This is a genomic window from Rhizobium sp. GCM10022189 (assembly GCF_042656325.1).
GTDB lineage: Bacteria > Pseudomonadota > Alphaproteobacteria > Rhizobiales > Rhizobiaceae > Rhizobium.
In genome coordinates this window covers 55,945-77,428 of the sequence record NZ_JBHSOR010000058.1, presented here as the reverse complement: position 1 = coordinate 77,428, position 21,484 = coordinate 55,945, and the positions used below count along the sequence as shown (strand labels likewise).

Here is a 21,484-nt window from a genome sequence, read left to right as displayed (position 1 = left end):
AAGGGGAGTGAGGCCCCGGCTTAGCTCGCCTGCATCGCCGAAAGCCTTGAAAGCGCCTTGTCGTAGCTGTGCTCGGCAAGATGACGTATCAGATAGGCCCGCGCTCCCTCCGCCTTTCGCCGCGCGGCATCAGGATCGGAATGGATGTTCCTCAGATGCGCCGCAGCTGCCCTCGGCGAGGGATCGGCCCAAACGGCGTCCTTGAGATCGGCAAATTCCGGATGGCTGTCGACGACGGGAATGAGCGCCGGCTCGACCAGCCAGGTACTGTCGGGATCGCAAAAATCGGCCGTGCCGGACCATCCGGTCGATACGACGGGCGTGCGGTGCATGATCGCTTCGGCCACCGTCAGGCCGAAGCCCTCGGAACGGTGCAGCGAGAGATAGGCGTTGGAATCGCGAAGAATGCCGTTGATCTCCGAACTTGCCAGATTGTCGGTGACGATCCTGATGTTGCGGTCGCCTTCCACAGACTGCACGAGCGCCCGAAGCGCCTCATCGCGGTCAGGATGGCCACTGGCCTTCATCAGCAGGAAGGCATTGGGGCATTCGGCGCTGAAAAGCCTGAAGGCCTCGATCGCCGCCTGCGGGTTCTTGCGGTTGATCGAGGAGCCCGCACTGAAGATGAACGATACGAGGAAAGCATCCTCGGCGATCCCGAATTTCTGCCTGGTCCCGTCAGCCGCCGGCCGCTCGCTCACCGGATGCGGCACGACGATGACAGGTGCTGTCGTATGCGGCGCGATTGCCCGCCGGGTGAACTCTGAGGGAACGAAGACGGCATTCATGTAATGCATGGCATTGCGCCATTCCGCCGGCACCACCTCGAGCTCCCAGGCCCAGTAACCGATATTGAAAGCGCGGGCAAAATTGCCGAGGCCTTTCTTCAGGATCGCCCGCGGCAGCATGGGCGGATTGAGATGCCATATGCGGCTTCCCGGCTGGCCGCCGGAGACGTGGGCGAACGCCCACTCCACCAGCTTGCCTTCGTCCGGATGCGTGCTGACATCGGCAAGCATGATTTCCCGACCCGCATGCGAAAGCGCGGCCGCGCAAAGCCTTGCCGATTCCCCGACGCCGGCCGCCATCGACAGATAGCCGACGATCTCCACCGGCCGGCGCGGATTGAAAGCGAGCCGCGACCTCACAATGAGCCGCTGCAGCAGATGCCCGCGCACGCTCCGATAGACGCCCCGCAAAGCTTCTTCCGCCTGCACCCTGATGGTCATTGCCGTTCTCCAGACCTTAAAGCGCGAAACGGCGCGACGCGCCGACGCTCCTGATTTCGCCCACCGGCAACGCATCGCCGTCGATGCCCGCAGCGGCGATCAGCCTCACCCGCTTGGATGGACCTGGCGCCAGGTGGAACCAGTCCTCTTCCGCTCGATAGCCTTCAACGTCGATATGCACCGATTGGGCGAGCCTGTCGGTCGCAAGCGTGACGAACCAATCGTCGCCCTCTCGCATGAAGGACGCCTCGATCGTCGCGTCGTGGAACGCTTCGGCCCGGCCGCGCGGAAAATGGAAAGCTTGTGCGAGTAACGCGCCATCTATCGTCGAGCGCAGCCAGGCAACGCTGACATCATGCGAGGGCGCCCCGAAACGGAAGGCATAGGCCGCATCGAAAAAGCCGCCGAAGAGATCGGTGCAGGCGATACGCTCGGTGCTTCTGGGTTCCAGATTGAAGGCCTTGCTGCCACTCGCGACCTGCTGCCGCCCGTCGCGCAGGCACGCGACATCGAGTTCGAGAGCGACGACCTTGTCGGTTTCGTTGATGACATGTGCGTAGAGGCCGTTTGTTCCCTCATCCGTGAAGATGACCTGCACCGGGTGGAAGGCGCGGCGCATGGCATGCCAGACGGGCTTCGGCTCGCCGGTGGAATCGATCACGCCCCAGCCTGGACCTGGCAGCAGATCCTGCAGGGTCCAGACGAGTGCGCCGTTGCAGGACGATCCCTTGCGCCGCCATTCGGCAAAGGTTTCCTCGAGCACCTCGCCGGTCACGGCGCGCGAAAGCTCAAGATAGCGTTCGGGGTCTTCGCGGCGCAGCCTGGCCGGATCGACATCGTAGAGAAGGCCGAGATAAAAATCTCTGACATCCTCGAAATCCCACGAAGCGCCGCGGTCGCGCGGCACCCGCTCCTTCCAGAGCGGGCTGTGAACAGAGGGTACGTCGAGATGCCGCTGCAGGGTCCTTTGCTGCGGCACGTGAGCGAAAGCGAGGCTTTCGGCCGCAAAGCGCACGTCAGCGCGCCGCGCATCGCCGAGCGGCCGCATATAGGCGCCGACGCCATAATAGTGCGTCACGCCGGCATTGGGCGAGAAGGGCATGGCCCCGCCATAGGGCGAATTCGGCACATAGGGCGCATCGGGCCGCAGGCGCTGGCAGATCGCGGGGATGATCTCGTCGGTGATCGGTCCGCTCCAGAAATCCGCGGGCAGCCCGAACATCGCCGCCTGCTGGTGCATTTCGCTGCCGCCGCAGAGAACCGCAAGCGAGGGTGAAAGCTGCACGCCGTGCAGGAACTCTTCCACCTCGGCATGAACATGGCCGATGAAAGTCTTGTCATTCTTCGGATAGTCGAAATTGGCGAACATGAAGTCCTGCCAGACCATCAGCCCGAGTTCGTCGCAGAGCGCGAAAAATTCAGGCGTCTCATAGGCCATGGTACCGCCGACGCGGATCATGTTCATTCCAGCCTCGGCGGCCAGCCGCAGGAAGGGCTCGTAATCGGCCCGTTCGCCCGGCAGCCTTACAATATCGGCCGTCGTCCAGACGGCACCGCGGCAGAAGACCCGCTCGCCGTTGACCAGAAGCGCGAAATCATTGCCATCCGCGCCATGGTCGACCTCGATCCGCCGGAAGCCAGTCTTGCCGAGCGAATGTTCTTCACCGTCCAGAACGAGCGTCACGTCGTAGAGACGCGGTATGCCATGCGTGTGCGGCCACCATGTCTCGACGTCAGGCAATTTGAGGATCGCCGAATAGTGCCGGTCGCCGATCTTTTCGAAACCCTGCTCGGCGCCGGCACAGCGCAGCAGCATGACAGGCTCTTCGCCGGCTGTGTAAAGCGAGACGCTGAGCCGCCCCGTGCCGTTTTCCTCCAGCACGGCGCGTACCGTGACGTTATCGACCGAGGCCGCGCCCCGGCGCACCAGCGAAATCGGCCGCCATGGGCCGACTGCGTGGATTTCCGGGCACCAGCCGGGCATATGGCCGAGCAACGTGTTGCGCACGTTCTTCAGCCCTTGGGGCGTGATCATTTGCGGCCGCCAGCGCGCACGCGGCCCGGGTTCCGCCAGACGGGGGCCGATAGCCCGGAAGCAAAGCGCCAGCTCATCACCGCCTGTCAGCGTCACCGGCATCTCATGGGCCGTGAACATGCTCTCGGAAAACAGGATTTCCTGGCCGTTCAGGAAGACATGGCAAACCGTCGCAAGCCCCTGGAGGCGCAGGATCGCCTCGCCCGGCTCCGCGTCGAAGAGGCGGGTCAGATACCAGGCATCCCTGGTGTTCAGTGCCTGCGGATTTTCGCGGTCGAAGAGACCGGCTCTTTCGAGCGCGGCTGCGACAGTGCCCGGGACGGGCGCCGGAATGAACTGTGCGGAAAGGTGGATGTCGTGGGGGGTCGCGCAGGCGTCAGGCTCGGTCAGAACCAGATTCCAGCCTTCGGAAAGCAGGCTTTCCTCAGCCCCGATGCTTGCCAACCGCCCCCGCATGGTCAGATCTCCGGCGTCAGACTCGCTCCGCAAGCGAAGCCATCATCGAATCCCACGCATCGGCGGCCGGATCAAGAGCAGCCTTCAGCGGCTCGAACTTGCGGCGGGTGACGGCGCGGGCAAGCTGGAACTGAACCGACTTCGCCGCTTCCGAGATTCGACGCGCTTCCTCGACCGCGACACCAAATTCGCCGGCAGAAAGCCAGGCGAGGTGATCGGCAGCAAGCTCGAAATTCGCGCCCACCTGCCGCAACGTGTTGAAAGCGTACTTGTGGAAGAAGCCGAAGGGGCGGTCGGCCACCGCTTCGACCTGCAGCGGAAAAACCTCTGCGAAGGCACGGATCGGATTGCCCCCCGGACGGCGGCCGAAATGGAAACCGAGCAGCCGTCGGGAAACTGCGCGCAGATGCGCTTCGCCAGCCGGACGTTCCGGAAACTTGGCGAATTCCGTATAGGGCAGGAACGGCGCATCCTCATCCGTCAGATGAGTCTGGAACAGCCCGTCGAAATCCTCGCCCTCGATGCGGAAATAGCCCGCATTATGGAAATAATCGACGCGCTTGCCGGCAAAATCCAGCCGGTTGATCGCAACTGTGGTCTTGCCGTGTTCCTGCCGATAGGCCGTGCCGCGCGTATCCGGCATGTAGAAGGAATCCATCTCGATCAGGCAGAGCCGGCCGCGGGCGATCTGCACCTCGACATGCCGTTCGACACGGTCATAGATCGCAAGCTCGGTGGCGCGGATGCCGTAAAGCGCTTCGAGATCTTCGAGCGGCACCTTGAAGAAGGTGAACTGGTCGCCTTCGAAATCCTGCGTCAGCGTGAAGCCGAGCATGGCCTCCGGCGCAACGCCGAAGGTCGAGAGCACCTCGATCCAGAGATCGATATAACAATTGGTCTCCGGCCACATGCGCTCGCCCGAATGCAGCGCATGCGTCTTGTAGGTATCGGGATCGATACCCGCGAAGACCGACGTCATGGAACCGCTCAGCCCCACAGCACTTTCCGCACGCTTGCAGGCCATTCCTTCACGTCGAGGCCGTGGGTGTGGAACAGGGCGAGCGCGATACGCTCGAGGCCGAAGCCGACGCAGGCCGTATGGGCCACGCTGCCGTCTTCAAGGTTCAGGCCCCACTTCAGGCCGAACGAGTCCTGATGATAGTTGAAGCTCATGCAGGCCGTCGGCTTTGCCGCAGATGTGATCGGGATCAGCAATTCGAACTTCAGGTTCTGGTCGCGCTGGTTGTTGACCATCATCTTGCCGGCGCGTCCGAAGAACGGGTCGTTGGCAACGTCGATCGTCACATCGAGACCGACCTGTTTCATCATTTCGACGCCGCGATCCATCCAGCTCTGGCGGAAATCGGTCACATGCTGCTCGGTGCCCATGCAGACATATTCGCGCATGCGGAAGAGCTGCTGGCGGGCAGGATCCTTGGAAGGCTCATGGCGGAAGCAGTAGGACTGCAGGTCGAAAAGACCACCCTTGGCCGGCAGGTTGCCGCGTTTGGCAACTGTCGGATAGAGCGGATAGCAGGCGGCCGGCGTCAGCACGATATCCGTCGCTTCCTGGCCCTTGGTCCAGTCGTCGCCGACTTCCATGCATTGCAGCAGGCTCATGTGGTCGAGTTCGCTGCCGCAGAAGCTGTGTACCGTACCGGCAAGCTGCGGGAAGCTCTTCATGTAGCCGCTCTTTTCGAAAAGCGCGCGGTTCATGCCGGGCGGAAAGCGCATCGCCTCGGCGCCGTCTGCGCCGCCGAACGTGTCGATCAACCGCTCGAAGGCGGCAATAACGTCTTCGAACTGGCCGCTGCGGCCATAAAGGCCGTCAACGCCGGTATCGATCAGCAGGCCGGACTCGAAGAGCCGGTCCAGAAACGATGTCTGCATATCCATGGCTTTACCCCAGTAGGCTAGTGTCCTGCTTATGGACAAGGAGCATGCTCGACGTATTGCCGAGGATGCGGTCGTTCGAAATCATGAGCTGCGCGGAATGAGCGTCGCGCAGATGGCGTCCGAGGCTGAAGGGCGTGCCGTTCTTGTAGCCCATGATGCCGCAGATCAGCATGGCGTGATTGACGATCTCGAGGATCGTTTCCGAAGAGGCGATCTTGACGTTGTTCATCGCCACGGCAAAGCCCATCGAGGAGAGCTTGTCGCCGTCCGCCTTTGCCTCTTCATAGGCCTTGAGACCGGCAACCACATTCGATTTCACCATCTGCAGAAGATTGGAGACCTCCGCAAGACGAAGCGCGCCGGGCGGCGTGGCGTCGGGAGACTTGCGGGCGGCAGCGCGCACGAAGGCCTGCGCGCGGGAAACGGCATCGACCGCGATGCCGTACCAGACGCCGCTCCAGAGAAGGTGCGAGGAGGCGAGCATCGATTGCGCGGCGATTTCCGCGAAAGGTTTCGGCAGGATCTGTTTGGCCGGCGCCTCGCCCCTGAAGAGAAAGCCATCGGAGCAGGTGCCGCGCATGCCGAGCGTGTTCCAGACATGCGTCTTTTCGAGCGTGTACTGATCCTTCAGGAAAGCAGTCAGCACCTGATCGGACGAAGCCGCCTGCGGATGGCTGCGCGAAGTGATGAGAATGGCATCGGCGTGCGAACCGTAGGAAATGACGGTCGCATCCTTTTGCAGCCGGCAGATGTCGCCGTCGATTTCGATGGCGCAGATGCTGTTGCGCAGGTTGCCGCCGATCCCGCCCTCGGTGGTGGCGGAAGCGATCAGCAGCTGTTCGGCAACGATGCGGCGCATGAAGGCGCTATGCCACTCGCTGTCGGCGCCGTGTTCGACGAGGCTCGAAAGCTTGATCTGGTGCATGGCAAAGACCATTGCGCTTGCCGCGCAGGCCTGGCCGAGCATTGAGCACAATTCGGCAATATCGGTCGTGGAAGCGGCCTCGCCGCCGAGATGGCGCGGAATCTGGATGCCGAGCAGGCGCTCGGCCTTCATCGCGTTGACGGCCTCCTGCGGGAACCGGCCTTCGAAATCGACGGCATCCGCATGTCTTGCCGCAATTTCGGCGACGCGGGCAGCCCTTGCGACCAGGCTGTCTTCCGTGATTTTGACCGGGACGTTCATCAGGCGACCTTTCGGCTATCCCGAATGAGATCGACCGTCTTGGCAATCGCCGAGATGCTCGCGAAGGACTTGCGGTTCAGGAGATTGTCTGGAAATTCGATGTCGAATGCTTCTTCGATGCCGAGCATGAGCTGCACCGAGGCGAAGGACGTCAGGCCCGCAGCGTAGAGATCCGCATCGTCGGCAACCTGATCGACGGGTACAGGAAGCTTACCGAACTTGGTTACGAGGTCGCGGATTGTCTTGTTCATCCCATTCACTCCAGATTTTCATGATCCTGAGCCGGCATTCATCGCCTTTTCATGGGAGTGCTTTTAGTACGGAAAACAGAACATTCCGCTAATACAACTGGTTAAATATGACTGTGACTCACACTTTGCATTTTACAGATCTTGCTCGCACGATGACTGATAATTAATATCTATCAATAGCTTGACATGACCTGAGAAAGCCGGCGGCAAATGGCTTTGGCTGCGTCGAGTGCAGAAATGGTACGCCGGGGCCACGCTTCTGCGTTAACCGGCCGGCGGATAAGAATGCTCGCCTCCGCGATAGTCCGAGACCGAGTAGCAACCCTCGCCGGTCGCCTGCACGGCGCTTTGGCCGATCACGGCCTTGCCGTAGCCGCCGGGAATATCCAGGATGTAGGTAGGCTGGCAGAGGCCGGAGATACGGCCGCGAAGCGCGGCGACGATCGTCTGCCCCTCCTCTATCGACAGCCGGAAATGGCTGGTGCCGGGCGCAAGATCCGGATGGTGCAGATAATAAGGTTTCACCCGCGTCTCAACGAAGGCCCGCATCAATTCCGCCAGCACATCGGCATCATCGTTGACACCCTTGAGCAGGACCGACTGGCTGACCATGACGATGCCGGCATCGACGAGCCGGGCGCAGGCAGCGCGCGCTTCCGCCGTCAACTCGCGCGGATGATTGGCGTGAAGCGCCACATAGACGGTCTTGCCGCTTGCTTTCAGCACCGCGACCAGATCCGCATCGATCTTCTGCGGATCGACGACGGGCACGCGCGTGTGGAAGCGCACGATCTTCACATGCTCGATCGCGGCAAGCTCGCTCAGAATTTCGCCGAGACGGCGCGGCGAAAGCACCAGCGGATCGCCGCCGGTCAGGATCACCTCCCAGATTTCGCCGTGGCGACGGATATAGTCGAAGGCCGCCGACAGGGCCGCGGGATCGAGCGTGCCGAGCCCCTGCGGCCCCACCATCTCGCGCCGGAAACAGAAGCGGCAATAGACCGGGCAGACATGCACGGCCTTCAGCAATACGCGGTCCGGATAACGATGGACGATACCCTCCACCGGACTGTGGGCATGGTCCCCGATGGGATCGGACCGCTCCTCGGGCCTTGTGACAAGCTCCGCCGTATCGGGCACGAACTGCCGGGCAATCGGATCGGCCGGATCGGCGTGATCGATCAACCGTGCCATCGCAGGCGTCAGCGCAATGGCATAGCGCGCAGCGACCTCCTCGAGCGCCAGCCGCTCGGCCTCCTCGATCAGGCCTGTCCTGACGAGATCGTCGACGCTCTTGAGAGGACGCATGACATTCATCGGCCATACTCCGCGACAGGCGCCCAGAGCACCTGATCGATCCGCGAGGCTCCTGTCGCCAGCATCACCAGCCGGTCGAAACCGAGCGCGATACCGCTCGCCTCGGGCATGACCGAGAGTGCTGCCAGAAAATCCTCATCGAGCGGATAGGTCTCGCCATAGACCCGCATCTTCTCGGCCATCTCGATCTCGAAACGCCGCCGCTGCTCGGCAGCATCGGTCAGTTCCCCGAAGCCGTTGGCAAGCTCGACCCCGCAGGCATAGAGCTCGAAGCGCTCCGCTACCCGCCGATCGCCTGCCGAAGGCCGCGCAAGGGCGGCTTCCGAAACCGGGTATTCGTCGAGAATGGTAACGCGACCGAAGCCGAGATGCGGCTCGACCTTTTCCACAAGGACCCGGCTGAAGAGATCGGCCCAATGATCGTCATCGGCAACCCGCATGCCCGCCCGCCGCATTTCTGCGGCCAGATGTTCGCGATCCGTCGAGCCGTCGGCGCCAACCGAAGCCAGAAGATCGATACCGGCATGGCGGCCGAAGGCTTCCGCGACGCTCAGCCGCTCCGGCCCCGCAAAGGGATCGCACTCGGCGCCGCGATAGGTGAGTTTCGCCGTCTTTACCGTTTCAGCGGCGAGCGCCAGCATACGCACGCAGTCCATCATCAGGCTCTCATAGCTCTCGCCTGCCCGATACCATTCGAGCATCGTGAACTCGGGATGGTGCAGCGGCCCGCGCTCGCGGTTGCGGTAGACATGCGCAAAACAGGCAATGCGCTGCTCGCCGGCCGCCAGCAGCTTCTTGCATGCAAATTCCGGCGACGTATGCAGGTAGAAGGCTGCGGCCTGTCCGTCGGTCGTGAGCGCCTCTGTAGCAAAGGCGTGCAGGTGGGCCTCGTTGCCCGGCGAGATCTGCAGCGTGGCGGTATCGACCTCGACGAAGTCCTCACGAGCGAAATAACCGCGCAATGCCGCCTGGATCGCGTTGCGCCCGATGAGGAACGGGCGGCGATCGGAATGCACTGATGGCGTCCACCAGGGAGACGCTTTGGTGCTTGTAAGGTTCATTCAACGCTTTCCTTGCCGGAATCGGCCGGGATGGGGTGGCTATTTCCGCGATTTTAGGTTAGTGCGCCCCCGAAGAAAAAATCATTTGCGTCTTCAGGGCCATTCCGACAGTCCTCTACGACGCCGAAAGCCGACTTACAAGGAAGTCTTATGGTCAAGATCATCGCCTCTTCGGTCCGCAAGGGCAACGTTCTCGATGTCGACGGCAAGCTCTACGTCGTTCTCACCGCCCAGAATTTCCACCCGGGCAAGGGCACGCCGGTCACGCAGGTCGACATGCGCCGCATCGTCGACGGCGTGAAGGTTTCTGAACGCTGGCGCACGACCGAGCAGGTCGAGCGCGCCTTCGTCGAAGACGTCAACTTCCAGTACCTCTATGAGGATGGTGAAGGCTTCCACTTCATGAACCCCGCGACCTACGACCAGGTGGTCGTCAGCGAGGAAACCATGGGCGACCAGAAGGCCTATCTCCAGGAAGGCATGACCTGCATCCTGTCGATCCACGAAGGCGTCCCGCTCGCTCTCGAACTGCCGCGCCACGTGACCCTCGAGATCGTCGAGACCGAGCCGGTCGTCAAGGGCCAGACGGCTTCCTCTTCCTACAAGCCGGCAATCCTCTCCAACGGCATCCGCACCTCGGTTCCGCCCCATATCGACGCCGGCACGCGCGTTGTCATCGCGACCGAAGACAATTCCTACGTCGAGCGCGCCAAGGACTGAGCGCATCGCTTTTAGGGATTCGAACGGCCCGGAGCACGCGCTTCGGGCCGTTTTCGTTTGATCGGAAATATCCGCTCGCTTCCGCGGCGCCGATGCCGAACAGTGGAAGGCAGGCAAAAGCGCGAGCCTCCGGTTCAAAGATGCGGGTTGCGCGGCCTGTATTTCTTCACGAGCTTCTGGTTGATCTCGGCCGCACCCGGCATGTTGGCGCTGAGATAGACGGGCGCATCGCCCAATTTCGAAAGCTCGGAGGCGACGTCCGCGAAGATGGCATTGATGACAGTGACGCCCACCGCCGTCGAGACCGGCCCGACCCGGAGCCCCGTGCCGTCAAGACCGAGAACGGCATCGCCCGGCGGCAGCCCGTTGTCCAGAACCACGTCGGCCACGTCGGCAAGCCGGCGGCGCCCGTTGGCGATCGCCGTCGAATAGGCGATCGAAGTAATGGCGATCACCTTGGCGCCGATTTCGCGCGCGTAGTCGGCCGCCTCGATCGGTGCAGCATTCACGCCTGAATTGGAAGCGATGATGATGACATCGCCCGGCTGCATGCCGTAACGCTCCAGCATCGGCCGCACCAGGCCCTGTGTGCGCTCATAGACCGAACTGATGACGGCACCCTCATGCAGCATGGCCGAACCGACGAGAACGGGCACGGTGAAAGCAAGCCCGCCGGCGCGGTAATGCACCTCTTCCGCCAGCATATGCGAATGGCCGGTACCGAAGACATAGACACGCTTGTCGGCGCGGGCGGCTGCGAGGATCGCTTCGGCGGCCTGCGCCATCGGTTCGGCAAGTGCCCGCTTCAATTCCTCCAGCCGGCCGATGAGATTGGAGAAATAGGCGTCGGTGATGTCGCTCATCCACCGTCCTCCTTACGCCGGCTCGCCGCTGAGCCAGGTCGCAGTGACTTCGATCGCATCGGTGAAATGCACCAGATCGGCGCGTGCGCCCGGCGACAGGTGGCCGCGATCGGCAAGCCGCAGGAAACGCGCCGGGTAGAGTGTCGCCATCCTGAGCGCCTCGGCAAGCGTCAGATCCAGATAGGTGACGCCATAGCGGATAGTCGAGGCCATATCGACATCCGAACCTGCAAGCGTGCCGTCCGAAAGCACGAGCTTCGAGCAGAAACCGCCCCTTTCGCGCCGCACGGTGCGGCCGTTCAAAGTGAACGTATCCGTCTGCGAGCCGACCAGCGACATCGCATCGGTCACGAAGAAAAGCCGGCCCTCGCCACGTTTGGCGCGCAGCGCCGTGCGCAGGGCCTTGGGATCAACATGGTGGCCGTCGGCGATGATGCCGCACCAGACCGCCGGATGGTCGATCGCAGCGCCAACCAGCCCCGGCGCCCGGTGCGCCAGCTGGCTCATGGCGTTGAAGAGGTGCGTCACACCCCGAGCTCCGGCATCGAAGCGGGCTTCCGCCGCCTCGCTGGTGCTGTCGGAATGGCCGATACTGACGATGACGCCGGCTTCGCTCAGTTCACGCACCTGCGCAACCGTCACCTGCTCTGCCGCCATGGTCACGAGCAGCGTGCCGATCGCCTCGCGCGCGGCAATGAAGGCCTTGACGTCCCGATCCTCGACCGGACGCATCAGTTCGGCCAGATGCGCGCCCTTGCGGGCCGGCGCCAGATGCGGACCTTCCAGATGCAGGCCGGCCACGCCGCGATTGCTCTTCACCGCAATCTTGGCCGCTTCGATCGCCGCGGCCGTCGCCGCGGCCGTGTCGGTGATCAGCGTCGGCAGCAATGCCGTCGTGCCGTAAGGGCGATGCCCGTCGGCGATCATGTACATGGAATCCGGCGATGGTTCGTCGTTCAGCATGCGGCCGCCGCCGCCATTGACCTGCGCATCGACGAAACCGGCGGACAGCACGCCGCCCGCCAGTCTTGCGACCTCGCCCTCGGGCAGATCGTTCAGGCCGACGATCGCCTCGACATGTCCGTCCTTGACGATCAGCGCCCGCTCGTCATGAAAGCGTTCGCCATCGAAGATACGGGCTCCGGTGAAGATCTTGCGGGTCATCAGACGGTCTCCGTCACCTTGAGCAGGTTTGCCGGCTTGTCCGGATCGAAGCCCTTGCGGCGGGTGACGGACTCGATCAGGCGATAGTAGACGAGCAGCGAAACCAGGGGATCGACAAGGCCGTTGCCGGTCGTCGGAACCTGCAGATTGACGCCGGCGAGCGCCTTTGTCGAGAAGGGTACGGTGGTGGCGCCGAGCTTCTGCAGCCGGTCAAGCGCTTTCACATTGTTGTCGAAGGCGGCATCGTCAGGCACGAAGCCGACGATCGGGAAGCCAGGCTGTACAAGGCGCATCGGGCCATGCATCAGTTCCGCAAGAGAGAAAGCTTCTGCATGAAGGCCGGCCGTTTCCTTGGCTTTCAGCGCAGCTTCGAGAGCAATGGCGAAAGCGGTGCCGCGGCCACCGGTATAGAGCGAAGCGGCATTGAACAGCACGTCCTCGGCCGCCTTGGTATCGATGCCGGACGTCTGGGAAAGAGCGGCCGGAAGCTTTTCGAGCGCCGCCTGCAGATCGGCCTTGCCGCCAATCGCAGCCGTAACGCCAGCGAGCGCGGCAACCGATGCGATGAAGGACTTCGTCGCCGCCACGCTCTTTTCGGCGCCGGCATTGAGGCCGAGAACGATATCGGCCTGCTTGGCAAGCGGGCTGTCGGTGACATTGACGACGGCGATCGTCGTCGCCCCGCCTTTCTTGGCCGCGTCCTGCAGCGCCACGATGTCGGGGCTCGCGCCCGACTGGGAAACGGTGAAATGGATGCCGCCCTTCAGATGCAGGGGGGCGCCGTAGACCGAGGCGATCGACGGACCGATCGAGGCGACCGGCACGCCGCAGGTGATCTCGAAGAGATATTTGAAGAAGGTCGCCGCATGGTCGGAGGAGCCGCGTGCCGCGGTCGTCACGACGCTTGGGCGGGAGGCGGAGAACAGCCGGGCAATTTCGGCAAAGACCGGTTTTTCCTTTTCGAGCAGGGTAGCGACCACCTCGGGCGACTGGCCCGCCTCCTGCAGCATCAGCGACTGGTTCTCACTCATAGGTCATCTCCAATTCTCAGTTCGGCGACGAAATCATAGGCGTCGCCACGATAGTGCGAGCGGGTGTATTCAACGACGCGCTGGTCTTCCAGGCGCGAGACGCGTTCGATCAGAAGGGCCGGCGCGCCGGATTTAACGTTCAGGATAGCCGCCGACGAAGGATCGAGCGTGACGGCGGTCAGCCGCTGCATGGCGCGTACCGGTTTGTGGCCTCGGGCCGCGAGCGCATCATAGAGCGAACCTTCGCCGCCGGCATCCTCGCCCAGAAACTTGACCGGTACGACGGCGCGCTCGATTGCGAGCGGCAGTCCGTCGGCGAGGCGAAGGCGGTCGAGCCGCAACACCGGTTCGTCGACTCCAAGACCGAGCAGGAAGGATTCTTCCGGCGAAGGGTTGTTGACCGTACGCGACAGGATCTTCGCCGCCGGCGAGCGCCCGCGCGAGCGCATATCCGCCGAAAAGGAGGAAAGCCGCCACAGCGACTGCTCCATCCGCTCCACTTTGCTGGAAACGAAGGTGCCGCTGCCGTGGCGAGACTCCAGCGCACCTGACGTCATGAGATCGCGATAGGCTGTCCGCACCGTCACGCGGCCGAGCTTGAGCGCTTCTGCCAGATCGCGCTCGCCCGGCAGCGCGGCGCCGGGTTTCAGGAGACCTTCCTGAATGAGGCCCGTCAGGGCCTGCGCCAGCCGCTTGTAAAGCGGACCCGTTGCCGCCTCGTCGCGCAGCCCGCGGCCGTTCAGCTCTGCTATCAGACTGGTTCTATCCATGAGGATGCAATAGAACCTATCTAGGACCATTCAGCAAGTCGGATTCGCTTCGCAGAAAGAAAAACCCTCGCGGAACGGCCGCGAGGGTCATAGATCCCGACAGGATGAGCGAGCTCAGCCCTTCGTGAAGATGTAGTCCGTTTCCTGCCGCAGCACTTCGCCCGGGCGCAGAACCGCGTTCGGAAAGCCCGCATGGTTGACGGCGTCGGGCCAGACCTGCGTTTCCAGGCAGAAGCCGGCGAAGGGGCCGTATTTGCGGCCGTCTAGGCCTGGAACCGGAACACCGAGCTTGAAGCCGGCATAGAACTGAACGCCAGGCTCCGTCGTGCGCACTTCCAGCGAAACGCCGGAATGCAGGCTGCGGGCAAGCACGACGGAACGTTTGGCCGTGCGCGCGTTCGAGAAGCAGAAATTATGGTCGTAAAGCGCCTGCTCCTGTCCGGAAAAACGCTTCATCGGCGCCATCGTCCGGAAATCGAACGCGGTGCCCTCGACCGGGCGGATCTCGCCGGTCGGTATCTGCTTCTCGTTGGTCGGCAGATAGTGGTCGGCGGCGATCATGATGTCATGCGCCAGCGCATCCTCCCGACCGTCGAGATTGAAATAGGAATGCTGGCAGACATTGGCGAGCGTCGGCTGGTCCGTCACCGTCTCGTAGTTGACGGAAAGCACGCCATTGCCATGCACATGATAGCTGGCCTGGATGGTGCAATTGCCGGGGTAGCCGGCGCGGCCATCGGGATCGACGATCTTCAGCACGACCCGGTCGGCCTCGTGTTCGACGATCGTCCAGACGAGCCTGCCGATATTGTTGCTGCCGCCATGAAGGTGCGTGACGCCCTTCTCGTTGAGCTCAAGCTGGTAGGCCTTGCCATCGAGCGTGAACTTGCCGTCGCCGATGCGGTTGGCACAGCGTCCCGGTGTTGCGCCGAAGAATGGCGAATGGTCGAGATAGCTGTCGAAATTCTCGAAGCCGAGCACCAGCGGCGCATCGTGCCCGTCGAGCCTGATATCCTGGATGACCGCGCCCCAGTTCAACACATTGACCGTCAGTCCGCCGCCGCTGATGGCGACGCGATGAACGGTCTCTCCCTCTTTCGTCTGGCCGAAAACTTCCCGTTCCAACTTGTCCGCCATGATCGACGCTCACTCCGCCCCTGGGTTTCAGAAACCGGAACCTGCCCCCTTTCGCCGCAAACCGCAACCGGGCGGAACCGGAAAACAAAACGCCGTCGCAGAAATGCGACGGCGCCGTTCGCAAACCCGGCCGATGACGCTCAGATGTCCGAACCGATCTCCTCGATATCGTAGGGCGTCGTCTGATAGATCTCGTTGATCCAGTTGCCGAAAAGCAGATGCGCGTGGCTGCGCCAGCGGTTTTGCGGCGGAAGCGCCGGATCGTTATGCGGGAAGTAGTTATGCGGCATCTTGATCGGCACGCCGGCATTCACGTCGCGGAAATATTCGTCCGAAAGCGACGTGGAATCATATTCGACGTGATTGAAGATATAGAGCCGCCGCCCCTTCGGCTCGTGGACGAGACAGACACCCATCTCGCTCGATTCCATCAATATCTCAAGGCCATCGACCTTCTCGATATCGGCCCGGCGCACTTCGGTCCAGCGCGACACCGGAACCTCGAAATTGTCGGAGAAACCGTTGAGATAGACGGAGGAAGGCTTGAGGTTGCGGTGGCGGTAGACGCCGAAGGCCTTTTCCTTCAGCTCGTATTTCGGCACGCCGTGGAAATGATAGATTCCCGCCATCGCGCCCCAGCAGACATTCATGGTCGAATGGACATTTGTCTGCGTCCAGTCGAAAATCTGCTGCATTTCCTTCCAATAGGTAACATCCTCGTAGGGCAGCGTCTCGATTGGCGCGCCCGTGATGATGAAGCCGTCAAACTTGCGGTGCTTCACTTCCTCCCAGGTCTGGTAGAAAGCAAGCAGGTGTTCTTCGGACGTATTCTTGGCCTTGTGATTGCCGACGCGGACAAGCGAGAATTCGACCTGCAGCGGCGAAGCGCCGACCAGGCGCGCCATCTGCACTTCGGTCTTGATCTTGTTCGGCATGAGGTTGAGCAGCCCGATCTGCAGCGGGCGGATATCCTGACGGATCGCCACCGTTTCGGTCATCACCCGCACGCCCTCGTTTACGAGGGTTTCGAAGGCGGGCAGCGTATCGGGGATCTTGATGGGCATTGCGGTCAACTCGATCAAAATAAAAAACCGGCGGCGAAAGAATCGCTACCGGTCCGCACGCGGCCCTTTAGCGACTTATTTAACGTGGCTGCAAGCCGGCCGGCCAAATCACCACGAGGCATCTTAATTAGCGCCAGTCCGCCCGCGAATCAACTGTCAATACGGACAGCTGCGCAAACCATCACGCTTTCTTTATGGGTGGTGGAATCTGTTGATGGACCAGTAACGTCCCCATGTTAATAATGGAGGATGGGCGATTTTGGAAAAAATAATGAAGAATGACGTCAACGGGAGGAAGGACATCCAGCGTCAGGACCGGGTGGGATACGATCTCAGCCTGACGTATCGGCTTGGGGTGATGTTCTCCGCATTCTGGAATTCGCAGGTTCGGGGCAAGGTCGTTGCGCTTGCGATCCTGCTTGTCGTCATCATCCTGGCGACTGCCTATGGACAGGTGATCCTCAACGAATGGAACGCCCCTTTCTACGATTCGCTGGAGCGTCGTGATCTCGGCGAGTTCTTCCGCCAGCTTGAAGTCTTCGCGATGATCGCCGGCGCGCTCTTGCTGCTCAACGTGCTGCAGGCATGGCTGAACCAGATGACGGCCCTCTATATGCGCGAAGGACTGTCGCGCGATCTCGTCGATCAGTGGCTGGAGCGCAAGCGCGCCCTCAAGCTCTCCACCATCGGCATCCTCGGCGTCAATCCCGACCAGCGCCTTCACGAGGATTCCCGCAATCTCGCCGAAAGCACCACCAACCTTGCGCTCGGCCTCCTGCAGTCGACCATCCTGCTCGTCAGCTTCATCGGTGTCCTGTGGGAGCTTTCGAGCGGCTTCATCTTCCGCATCAACGGCTACAGCTTCACCATCCCCGGCTACATGGTCTGGGCGGCAATCTTTTACGCCGCATCTGCCTCGGTCTTGAGCCAGGTCGTTGGCCGCAAGCTCGTCAAGCTCAATGCCGACCGGTTCTCGAAGGAAGCCGAGCTACGCTTCGCGCTGATGCACGCCAACGAGAACATGCCGGCGATCACGGTGGCGCGTGGCGAAGAGAACGAGCGCAAGCGCATCAACGGTGATATCACCAACGTTCTCTCGGTCATCAAGCGGCTTGCCATGGCCAATACCAACCTCACCTGGGTTTCGGCAGGTTACGGCTGGCTGGTCATCGTCATACCGATCATCGTCGCAGCACCCGCCTATTTTTCCGGCGGGCTGACCTTCGGCCAGCTGATGATGTCGGTCGGCGCCTTCAACCAGGTCAACACGGCGCTGCGCTGGTATGTCGCCAATTTCGGCCCGATCGCCGAATGGCGCGCGACACTGATGCGCGTCACCGATTTTCGCCAGGCGCTTCAGGACATGGACGATGGCTTCGAAGTAGAGGACGCCATCACCTATGAGGAAACGGCTTCCGATACGCTGACGCTGAAAGACATCGTTATCGTTGCCAAGCTTGGCGAGGATATCGACGAGTGCGGCGGCTTCCGCATGCGTGAGAACGACGTGACGATCAAGGCCGGCGAGAAGGTCATGATCAACGGCGATCACAGCGTGAACCGCCGCCTGCTCTTCCAGGCAATGGCCGGCCTCTGGCCCTCCGGTCACGGCACCATGGGCCTGCCGCCGATCAAGGATATGATGTTCATCCCGCAGCTTGCCTATGTCCCGGGCGGCACGCTGCGCGAGGCGATCGCTTTTCCCGAAAAGCCTGAAGCCTACGACACGGCCGCGGTCGAGGCCGCGCTTGAGGCTGCCGGCCTGCATTCGCTGGTCGCCCGGCTCGACAACCGCGCGCGCTGGGATAAGCTTCTCGATGCCGATGAGCAGAAGGCGATCGGCTTTGCCCGCCTGCTTCTCGTCAAGCCGCGCTGGGCCGTTTTCGACGAAGTGCTCGAAGGCATGGAACCGGAATGGCAGCACACGATGACGAAGCTGCTCGCCACCCTGCCGCAAACCGGCATGATCTATATCGGCCGCTCGGAGACCTATCTGGAGACGCTGCATCCGCGCACGCTGCATCTGGAGGCGCTGCCTTCCAAACCCCAGGGAGAACCGGCAGCGTCGGCTCCGGGATCGAGCGCCGCGGCGGCTCCTGCCCCGGCACTCTAAGCCAATTCAAGAAACGCGGCCGCGGCCCTTCGCCCGGAATGGCGTAAAACCGAGGCGCCAGACAAATTCACATCGGCGGCATCACGCCATTGATGCCGACGCTGACCTGCGCAGCCGAAATGCGCCCGTCGGCCGCCTTTTCCGCCATGACGATGACCCCGGCACCGGGCTTCAGGTCATCCTTCGTCGCCGGCGCAAAAGTGACGATCGGCGTGCCGTCGGCAATCGAGATGGTCTTTTCCTTGCCCTGATAAGTCAGCGTGATCGTATGCCCGTCGACCGCCTTGACCGCATTGCTGACAGTCGCGTTCGTCATCGAACTGTTCGGCTGCACATCCCAGGGGCGGCTGCCTTCGCCGGCCCCCTTCATCGCGGCGGGGAAGATCAGCACCTCGATTGCGCCGTCAGGCCCCGTGCCTTTCGGAAGCGAGGCGACGCCGACGAAATCGCCAACCTTGATGTCGTCGACCGACGCATTCCTGATGCCGGCGACCTTCCAGCCGGACTTGAGCGCAATCGTCGCATCGCTGCCTTCACGGGTCTTGACGACCAGCGTATCGCCACTGAAGCTTTCCACCGTGCCGCGCACCCGCACGCGCTGGTTTTCCTGCGCGCTCGCCGCCTGCGAAAGACCGAAAGCGACGAAGCTGCTGGCGGCAAGCGCCATGAATAATCCGGTATAGAATCTGCGAGGCATGTGGCTCTTCCTTGTCGCCATTGGTCGGCACCAGCCCCCGGCTGCCGGAGCGGCACTCTATGCCGCATGACGTGGCGCCGGCGAATCAAGGAAAAGTGAGGGAAGCGGACCCCGATGCCGGGTCTTGGCCGCCGGAGGTCCGCGAAAGCCTGTGAAAGGCCCGCTCAGCCGGCCGCAGACATGTCCATGTACATGATTTCCCAGACATGACCATCGAGATCCTGGAAGCTGCACCCGTACATCGGCCCCATGTCGAGTATCGGCTTCCAGGGCTTGCCGCCGGCTGCCAGCGCTTTCTTCAGGTAATCGTCCACCTCGGCGCGGCTGCCGGCCGAAAGGCAGGTCAACACTTCCTTGCCCTTCGACGTATCGGCGATCTCGCCGTCGATGAACTGCCGGAAGTGCCCGTGCGTCAGCAGCATTACATAGATATTTTCCTCTACGATCATGCAGGCGGCATCGTCGTTGGTGAAGGCGGGATTGTAGGAAAAGCCGAGCGCCGAAAAGAATTCCTTCGACTTGACCAGGTCCTTGACCGGCAGGTTCACGAAAATCATGCGCATGAAAAATCTCCCTTATGAGGTGGCGGCACCATGCCGTCGATCACGTTCGGCCCAAGGACGGCGCAAGACCACCCGATCCGACATTTCGGGAAATTATTGTTGGATCAGCCTTCCAGCTCCTCGCGCAGCATTTCCAGTTCCAGCCACTCCTCTTCCATTCGGGTCAGGCTGTCGCGCAGCTTTTCCATCTCCGATGCCATCCGGCTGAAGGTTGCGGGGTCCTTTGTGAAGAGGTTCGGGTCGGCCATCTTCTCTTCGCGCCTGGCGATTTCGGCTTCGGCTTTTGCCATTTCCTTGGGCAGGTTTTCGAGCGCGAACTTCTGCTTGTAGGACAGCTTGCCTTTGGAGGCGGAAGGAGCGGCAGCCGCAGTCTCCTGTGTCTTGGGCTTGTCGGCAGCCTTCTCGGCCTTCCGGCGCTCTTCGGCCGCACCCTTGCGCTGTGCCAGCATGTCGGAATAACCGCCGGCATATTCGATCCAGCGTCCATCGGGCGCTTCCGGATTGGCCGGAGCGATCGTTGACGTCACCGTCCGGTCGAGGAAATCACGATCGTGGCTGACGAGGATGACCGTGCCCGGAAAGCCCGTGACAATCTCCTGCAACAGATCCAGCGTCTCGATGTCGAGGTCGTTGGTCGGTTCGTCGAGGATGAGAAGGTTCGCCGGCCGGGACAGGATGCGCGCCAGCATCAGCCGAGCGCGCTCACCGCCTGAGAGGTTCTTGATCGGCGTGCGTGCCTGCTCCGGCTGGAACAGGAATTCCTTCATGTAGCCGGTCACATGCCGCTGCTCGCCATTGACGAGCAGGTTCTCGCCGCGCCCGTCCGTCAGGTAATTGGCGAGCGTATCCTCGGGATCGAGATCCTCGCGCTTTTGGTCAAGCGTGGCGATCTCGAGATTGGTGCCGAGCTTGACCGCGCCGCTGTCCGGCGCAAGCTGGCCGGTCAGCATCTTCAGAAGCGTCGTCTTGCCGGCACCGTTGGGTCCCACGAGACCGATGCAGTCGCCGCGATGCACGCGGATCGAAAACGGCGCGACGATCGCGCTGTCGTCGTAGCTCTTGGTGATCTTGTCGGCCTCGATCACCAGCTTGCCGGATTCCTGCGCGTCGGAAACGCTCGCCTGTACCGTTCCCTGCGGCCCCTTGTGGCCGCGATACTGCGCGCGCATCGTCTGCAGCTCGCCCAGGCGGCGCATATTGCGCTTGCGCCGCGCCGTCACGCCGTAGCGCAGCCAATGTTCTTCCCGCTCGATCGCCTTGCCGAGCTTGTGCTGTTCAAGCTCTTCCGCCTCCAGCACCTGATCGCGCCAGGCCTCGAAAAACGCAAAACCCTTGTCGAGCCGGCGAGAGGTGCCGCGGTCCAGCCAGACGGTCGCCGTCGAGACTTTCTCCAGGAAACGGCGGTCGTGCGAAATCAGGACCAGCGCGCTGCGCGTCTTCTGCAGTTCGCCTTCCAGCCATTCGATGGTCGGCAGGTCGAGATGGTTGGTCGGCTCGTCGAGCAGCAGAATGTCGGGCTCCGGTGCCAGCACGCGCGCAAGGGCTGCGCGACGCGCCTCGCCGCCGGAAAGATTTTTCGGGTTTTCCTCGCCGGTGAGCCCCAGGTGCGAAAGAAGATAAGTGACACGGTAGGGATCGTCACCCGGCCCGAGCCCGGCTTCGGCATAGGCCTGCACGGTCTCGAAGCCGGCAAAATCCGGTGCCTGCTCCAGGTAGCGCACCGTCGATGCCGGATGACGGAATACCTCACCGGACTGGGCATCGACGAGGCCGGCAGCAATCTTCAGCAGCGTCGATTTGCCCGAGCCGTTGCGGCCGACGAGGCAGATCTTGTCGCCCGGCTCCACCTGTAGCGCAGCGCCGGCAAGCAGCGGCGTGCCGCCGAAGCTCAGGAAGATATCGTCGAGTTTCAGGATGGGAGGCGCCAAGTA

19 protein-coding genes and 1 riboswitch are annotated in these 21,484 nt (G+C 62.3%); of the genes, 2 read left to right on the top strand and 17 right to left on the bottom strand.

The annotated features are described in order from the left end of the window. Nucleotides 1–20: 20 nt before the first annotated feature. From ACFPWW_RS29360 to epmA, 8 genes are all read right to left on the bottom strand, one after another. The gene (locus tag ACFPWW_RS29360; RefSeq protein ID WP_377314775.1) at nucleotides 21–1,199 is read right to left on the bottom strand and encodes a glycosyltransferase family 4 protein; all 1,179 of its coding nucleotides are present in this window, start codon (nucleotides 1,197–1,199) and stop codon (nucleotides 21–23) included. A gap of 46 nt (nucleotides 1,200–1,245) precedes the next feature. After that, nucleotides 1,246–3,720, bottom strand: a complete 2,475-nt coding sequence (locus ACFPWW_RS29355) for a glycoside hydrolase family 2 protein (protein ID WP_377314713.1) — start codon at nucleotides 3,718–3,720, stop codon at nucleotides 1,246–1,248. A 16-nt stretch (nucleotides 3,721–3,736) separates the two neighbouring features. Next, a complete protein-coding gene (locus ACFPWW_RS29350) occupies nucleotides 3,737–4,717 on the bottom strand; it encodes a DUF1839 family protein (protein ID WP_377314773.1) in 981 nt (326 codons plus the stop codon). Further along, a complete protein-coding gene (locus ACFPWW_RS29345; RefSeq protein ID WP_112756101.1) occupies nucleotides 4,708–5,616 on the bottom strand; it encodes an amino acid--[acyl-carrier-protein] ligase in 909 nt (302 codons plus the stop codon). Before ACFPWW_RS29345 ends, ACFPWW_RS29350 begins: the two co-directional genes overlap by 10 nt. Nucleotides 5,617–5,620: 4 nt before the next feature. Further along, complete coding sequence (locus ACFPWW_RS29340; RefSeq protein ID WP_112702685.1) at nucleotides 5,621–6,802, bottom strand: acyl-CoA dehydrogenase family protein; 1,182 nt, start codon at nucleotides 6,800–6,802, stop codon at nucleotides 5,621–5,623. Next, entirely contained in the window at nucleotides 6,802–7,053 is a 252-nt protein-coding gene (locus ACFPWW_RS29335) for an acyl carrier protein (protein ID WP_377314710.1), read from the bottom strand. Before ACFPWW_RS29335 ends, ACFPWW_RS29340 begins: the two co-directional genes overlap by 1 nt. A 264-nt stretch (nucleotides 7,054–7,317) precedes the next feature. After that, a complete protein-coding gene (locus ACFPWW_RS29330) occupies nucleotides 7,318–8,370 on the bottom strand; it encodes a lysine-2,3-aminomutase-like protein (protein WP_377314708.1) in 1,053 nt (350 codons plus the stop codon). After that, nucleotides 8,367–9,431, bottom strand: coding sequence for an EF-P lysine aminoacylase EpmA (gene epmA / locus ACFPWW_RS29325; RefSeq protein WP_112564395.1), 1,065 nt, complete (start codon nucleotides 9,429–9,431; stop codon nucleotides 8,367–8,369). Before epmA ends, ACFPWW_RS29330 begins: the two co-directional genes overlap by 4 nt. A gap of 150 nt (nucleotides 9,432–9,581) precedes the next feature. On the opposite strand from epmA, the gene efp reads away from it, so the two are divergent. Continuing rightward, nucleotides 9,582–10,151: an elongation factor P gene (efp, locus tag ACFPWW_RS29320; RefSeq protein WP_112564393.1), complete on the top strand. Its 570-nt coding sequence runs from the start codon at nucleotides 9,582–9,584 to the stop codon at nucleotides 10,149–10,151. Between the two features lie 134 nt (nucleotides 10,152–10,285). On the opposite strand, the gene ACFPWW_RS29315 is transcribed toward efp, so the two are convergent. From ACFPWW_RS29315 to metA, 6 genes are all read right to left on the bottom strand, one after another. Beyond that, a complete protein-coding gene (locus ACFPWW_RS29315; RefSeq protein ID WP_112564391.1) occupies nucleotides 10,286–11,014 on the bottom strand; it encodes an SIS domain-containing protein in 729 nt (242 codons plus the stop codon). 12 nt (nucleotides 11,015–11,026) lie between these two features. Continuing rightward, nucleotides 11,027–12,178, bottom strand: a complete 1,152-nt coding sequence (gene nagA, locus ACFPWW_RS29310; protein ID WP_377314705.1) for an N-acetylglucosamine-6-phosphate deacetylase — start codon at nucleotides 12,176–12,178, stop codon at nucleotides 11,027–11,029. Continuing rightward, nucleotides 12,178–13,209 (bottom strand): SIS domain-containing protein, encoded by a 1,032-nt coding sequence (locus tag ACFPWW_RS29305; RefSeq protein WP_112564387.1) that lies wholly within the window; start codon nucleotides 13,207–13,209, stop codon nucleotides 12,178–12,180. The genes nagA and ACFPWW_RS29305 overlap by 1 nt, the downstream gene beginning before the upstream one ends. Then, nucleotides 13,206–13,979 carry a GntR family transcriptional regulator gene (locus tag ACFPWW_RS29300; protein WP_112702690.1) on the bottom strand — a complete coding sequence of 258 codons (774 nt, stop codon included), beginning with the start codon at nucleotides 13,977–13,979 and terminating at the stop codon, nucleotides 13,206–13,208. Before ACFPWW_RS29300 ends, ACFPWW_RS29305 begins: the two co-directional genes overlap by 4 nt. Before the next feature lie 114 nt (nucleotides 13,980–14,093). After that, nucleotides 14,094–15,116 carry an aldose epimerase family protein gene (locus ACFPWW_RS29295; protein ID WP_112756997.1) on the bottom strand — a complete coding sequence of 341 codons (1,023 nt, stop codon included), beginning with the start codon at nucleotides 15,114–15,116 and terminating at the stop codon, nucleotides 14,094–14,096. A gap of 140 nt (nucleotides 15,117–15,256) precedes the next feature. Continuing rightward, nucleotides 15,257–16,180 carry a homoserine O-acetyltransferase MetA gene (gene metA, locus ACFPWW_RS29290; RefSeq protein ID WP_112564522.1) on the bottom strand — a complete coding sequence of 308 codons (924 nt, stop codon included), beginning with the start codon at nucleotides 16,178–16,180 and terminating at the stop codon, nucleotides 15,257–15,259. A 47-nt stretch (nucleotides 16,181–16,227) separates the two neighbouring features. Beyond that, nucleotides 16,228–16,305, bottom strand: a riboswitch (SAM riboswitch). Between the two features lie 146 nt (nucleotides 16,306–16,451). Between metA and ACFPWW_RS29285 the strand changes: the two genes are divergently transcribed. Further along, on the top strand, nucleotides 16,452–18,293 hold the full coding sequence (locus ACFPWW_RS29285) for an ABC transporter ATP-binding protein/permease (protein WP_377314702.1): 1,842 nt from the start codon (nucleotides 16,452–16,454) through the stop codon (nucleotides 18,291–18,293). Between the two features lie 67 nt (nucleotides 18,294–18,360). Here ACFPWW_RS29285 and ACFPWW_RS29280 read toward each other — a convergent pair whose 3' ends face one another. From ACFPWW_RS29280 to ACFPWW_RS29270, 3 genes are all read right to left on the bottom strand, one after another. Further along, nucleotides 18,361–18,990 (bottom strand): hypothetical protein, encoded by a 630-nt coding sequence (locus ACFPWW_RS29280; protein ID WP_112756089.1) that lies wholly within the window; start codon nucleotides 18,988–18,990, stop codon nucleotides 18,361–18,363. A 164-nt stretch (nucleotides 18,991–19,154) separates the two neighbouring features. After that, nucleotides 19,155–19,553 carry a VOC family protein gene (locus tag ACFPWW_RS29275; RefSeq protein WP_112564377.1) on the bottom strand — a complete coding sequence of 133 codons (399 nt, stop codon included), beginning with the start codon at nucleotides 19,551–19,553 and terminating at the stop codon, nucleotides 19,155–19,157. Nucleotides 19,554–19,657: 104 nt separating this feature from the next. Beyond that, complete coding sequence (locus ACFPWW_RS29270; protein WP_377314700.1) at nucleotides 19,658–21,481, bottom strand: ABC-F family ATP-binding cassette domain-containing protein; 1,824 nt, start codon at nucleotides 21,479–21,481, stop codon at nucleotides 19,658–19,660. Nucleotides 21,482–21,484: the final 3 nt, after the last annotated feature.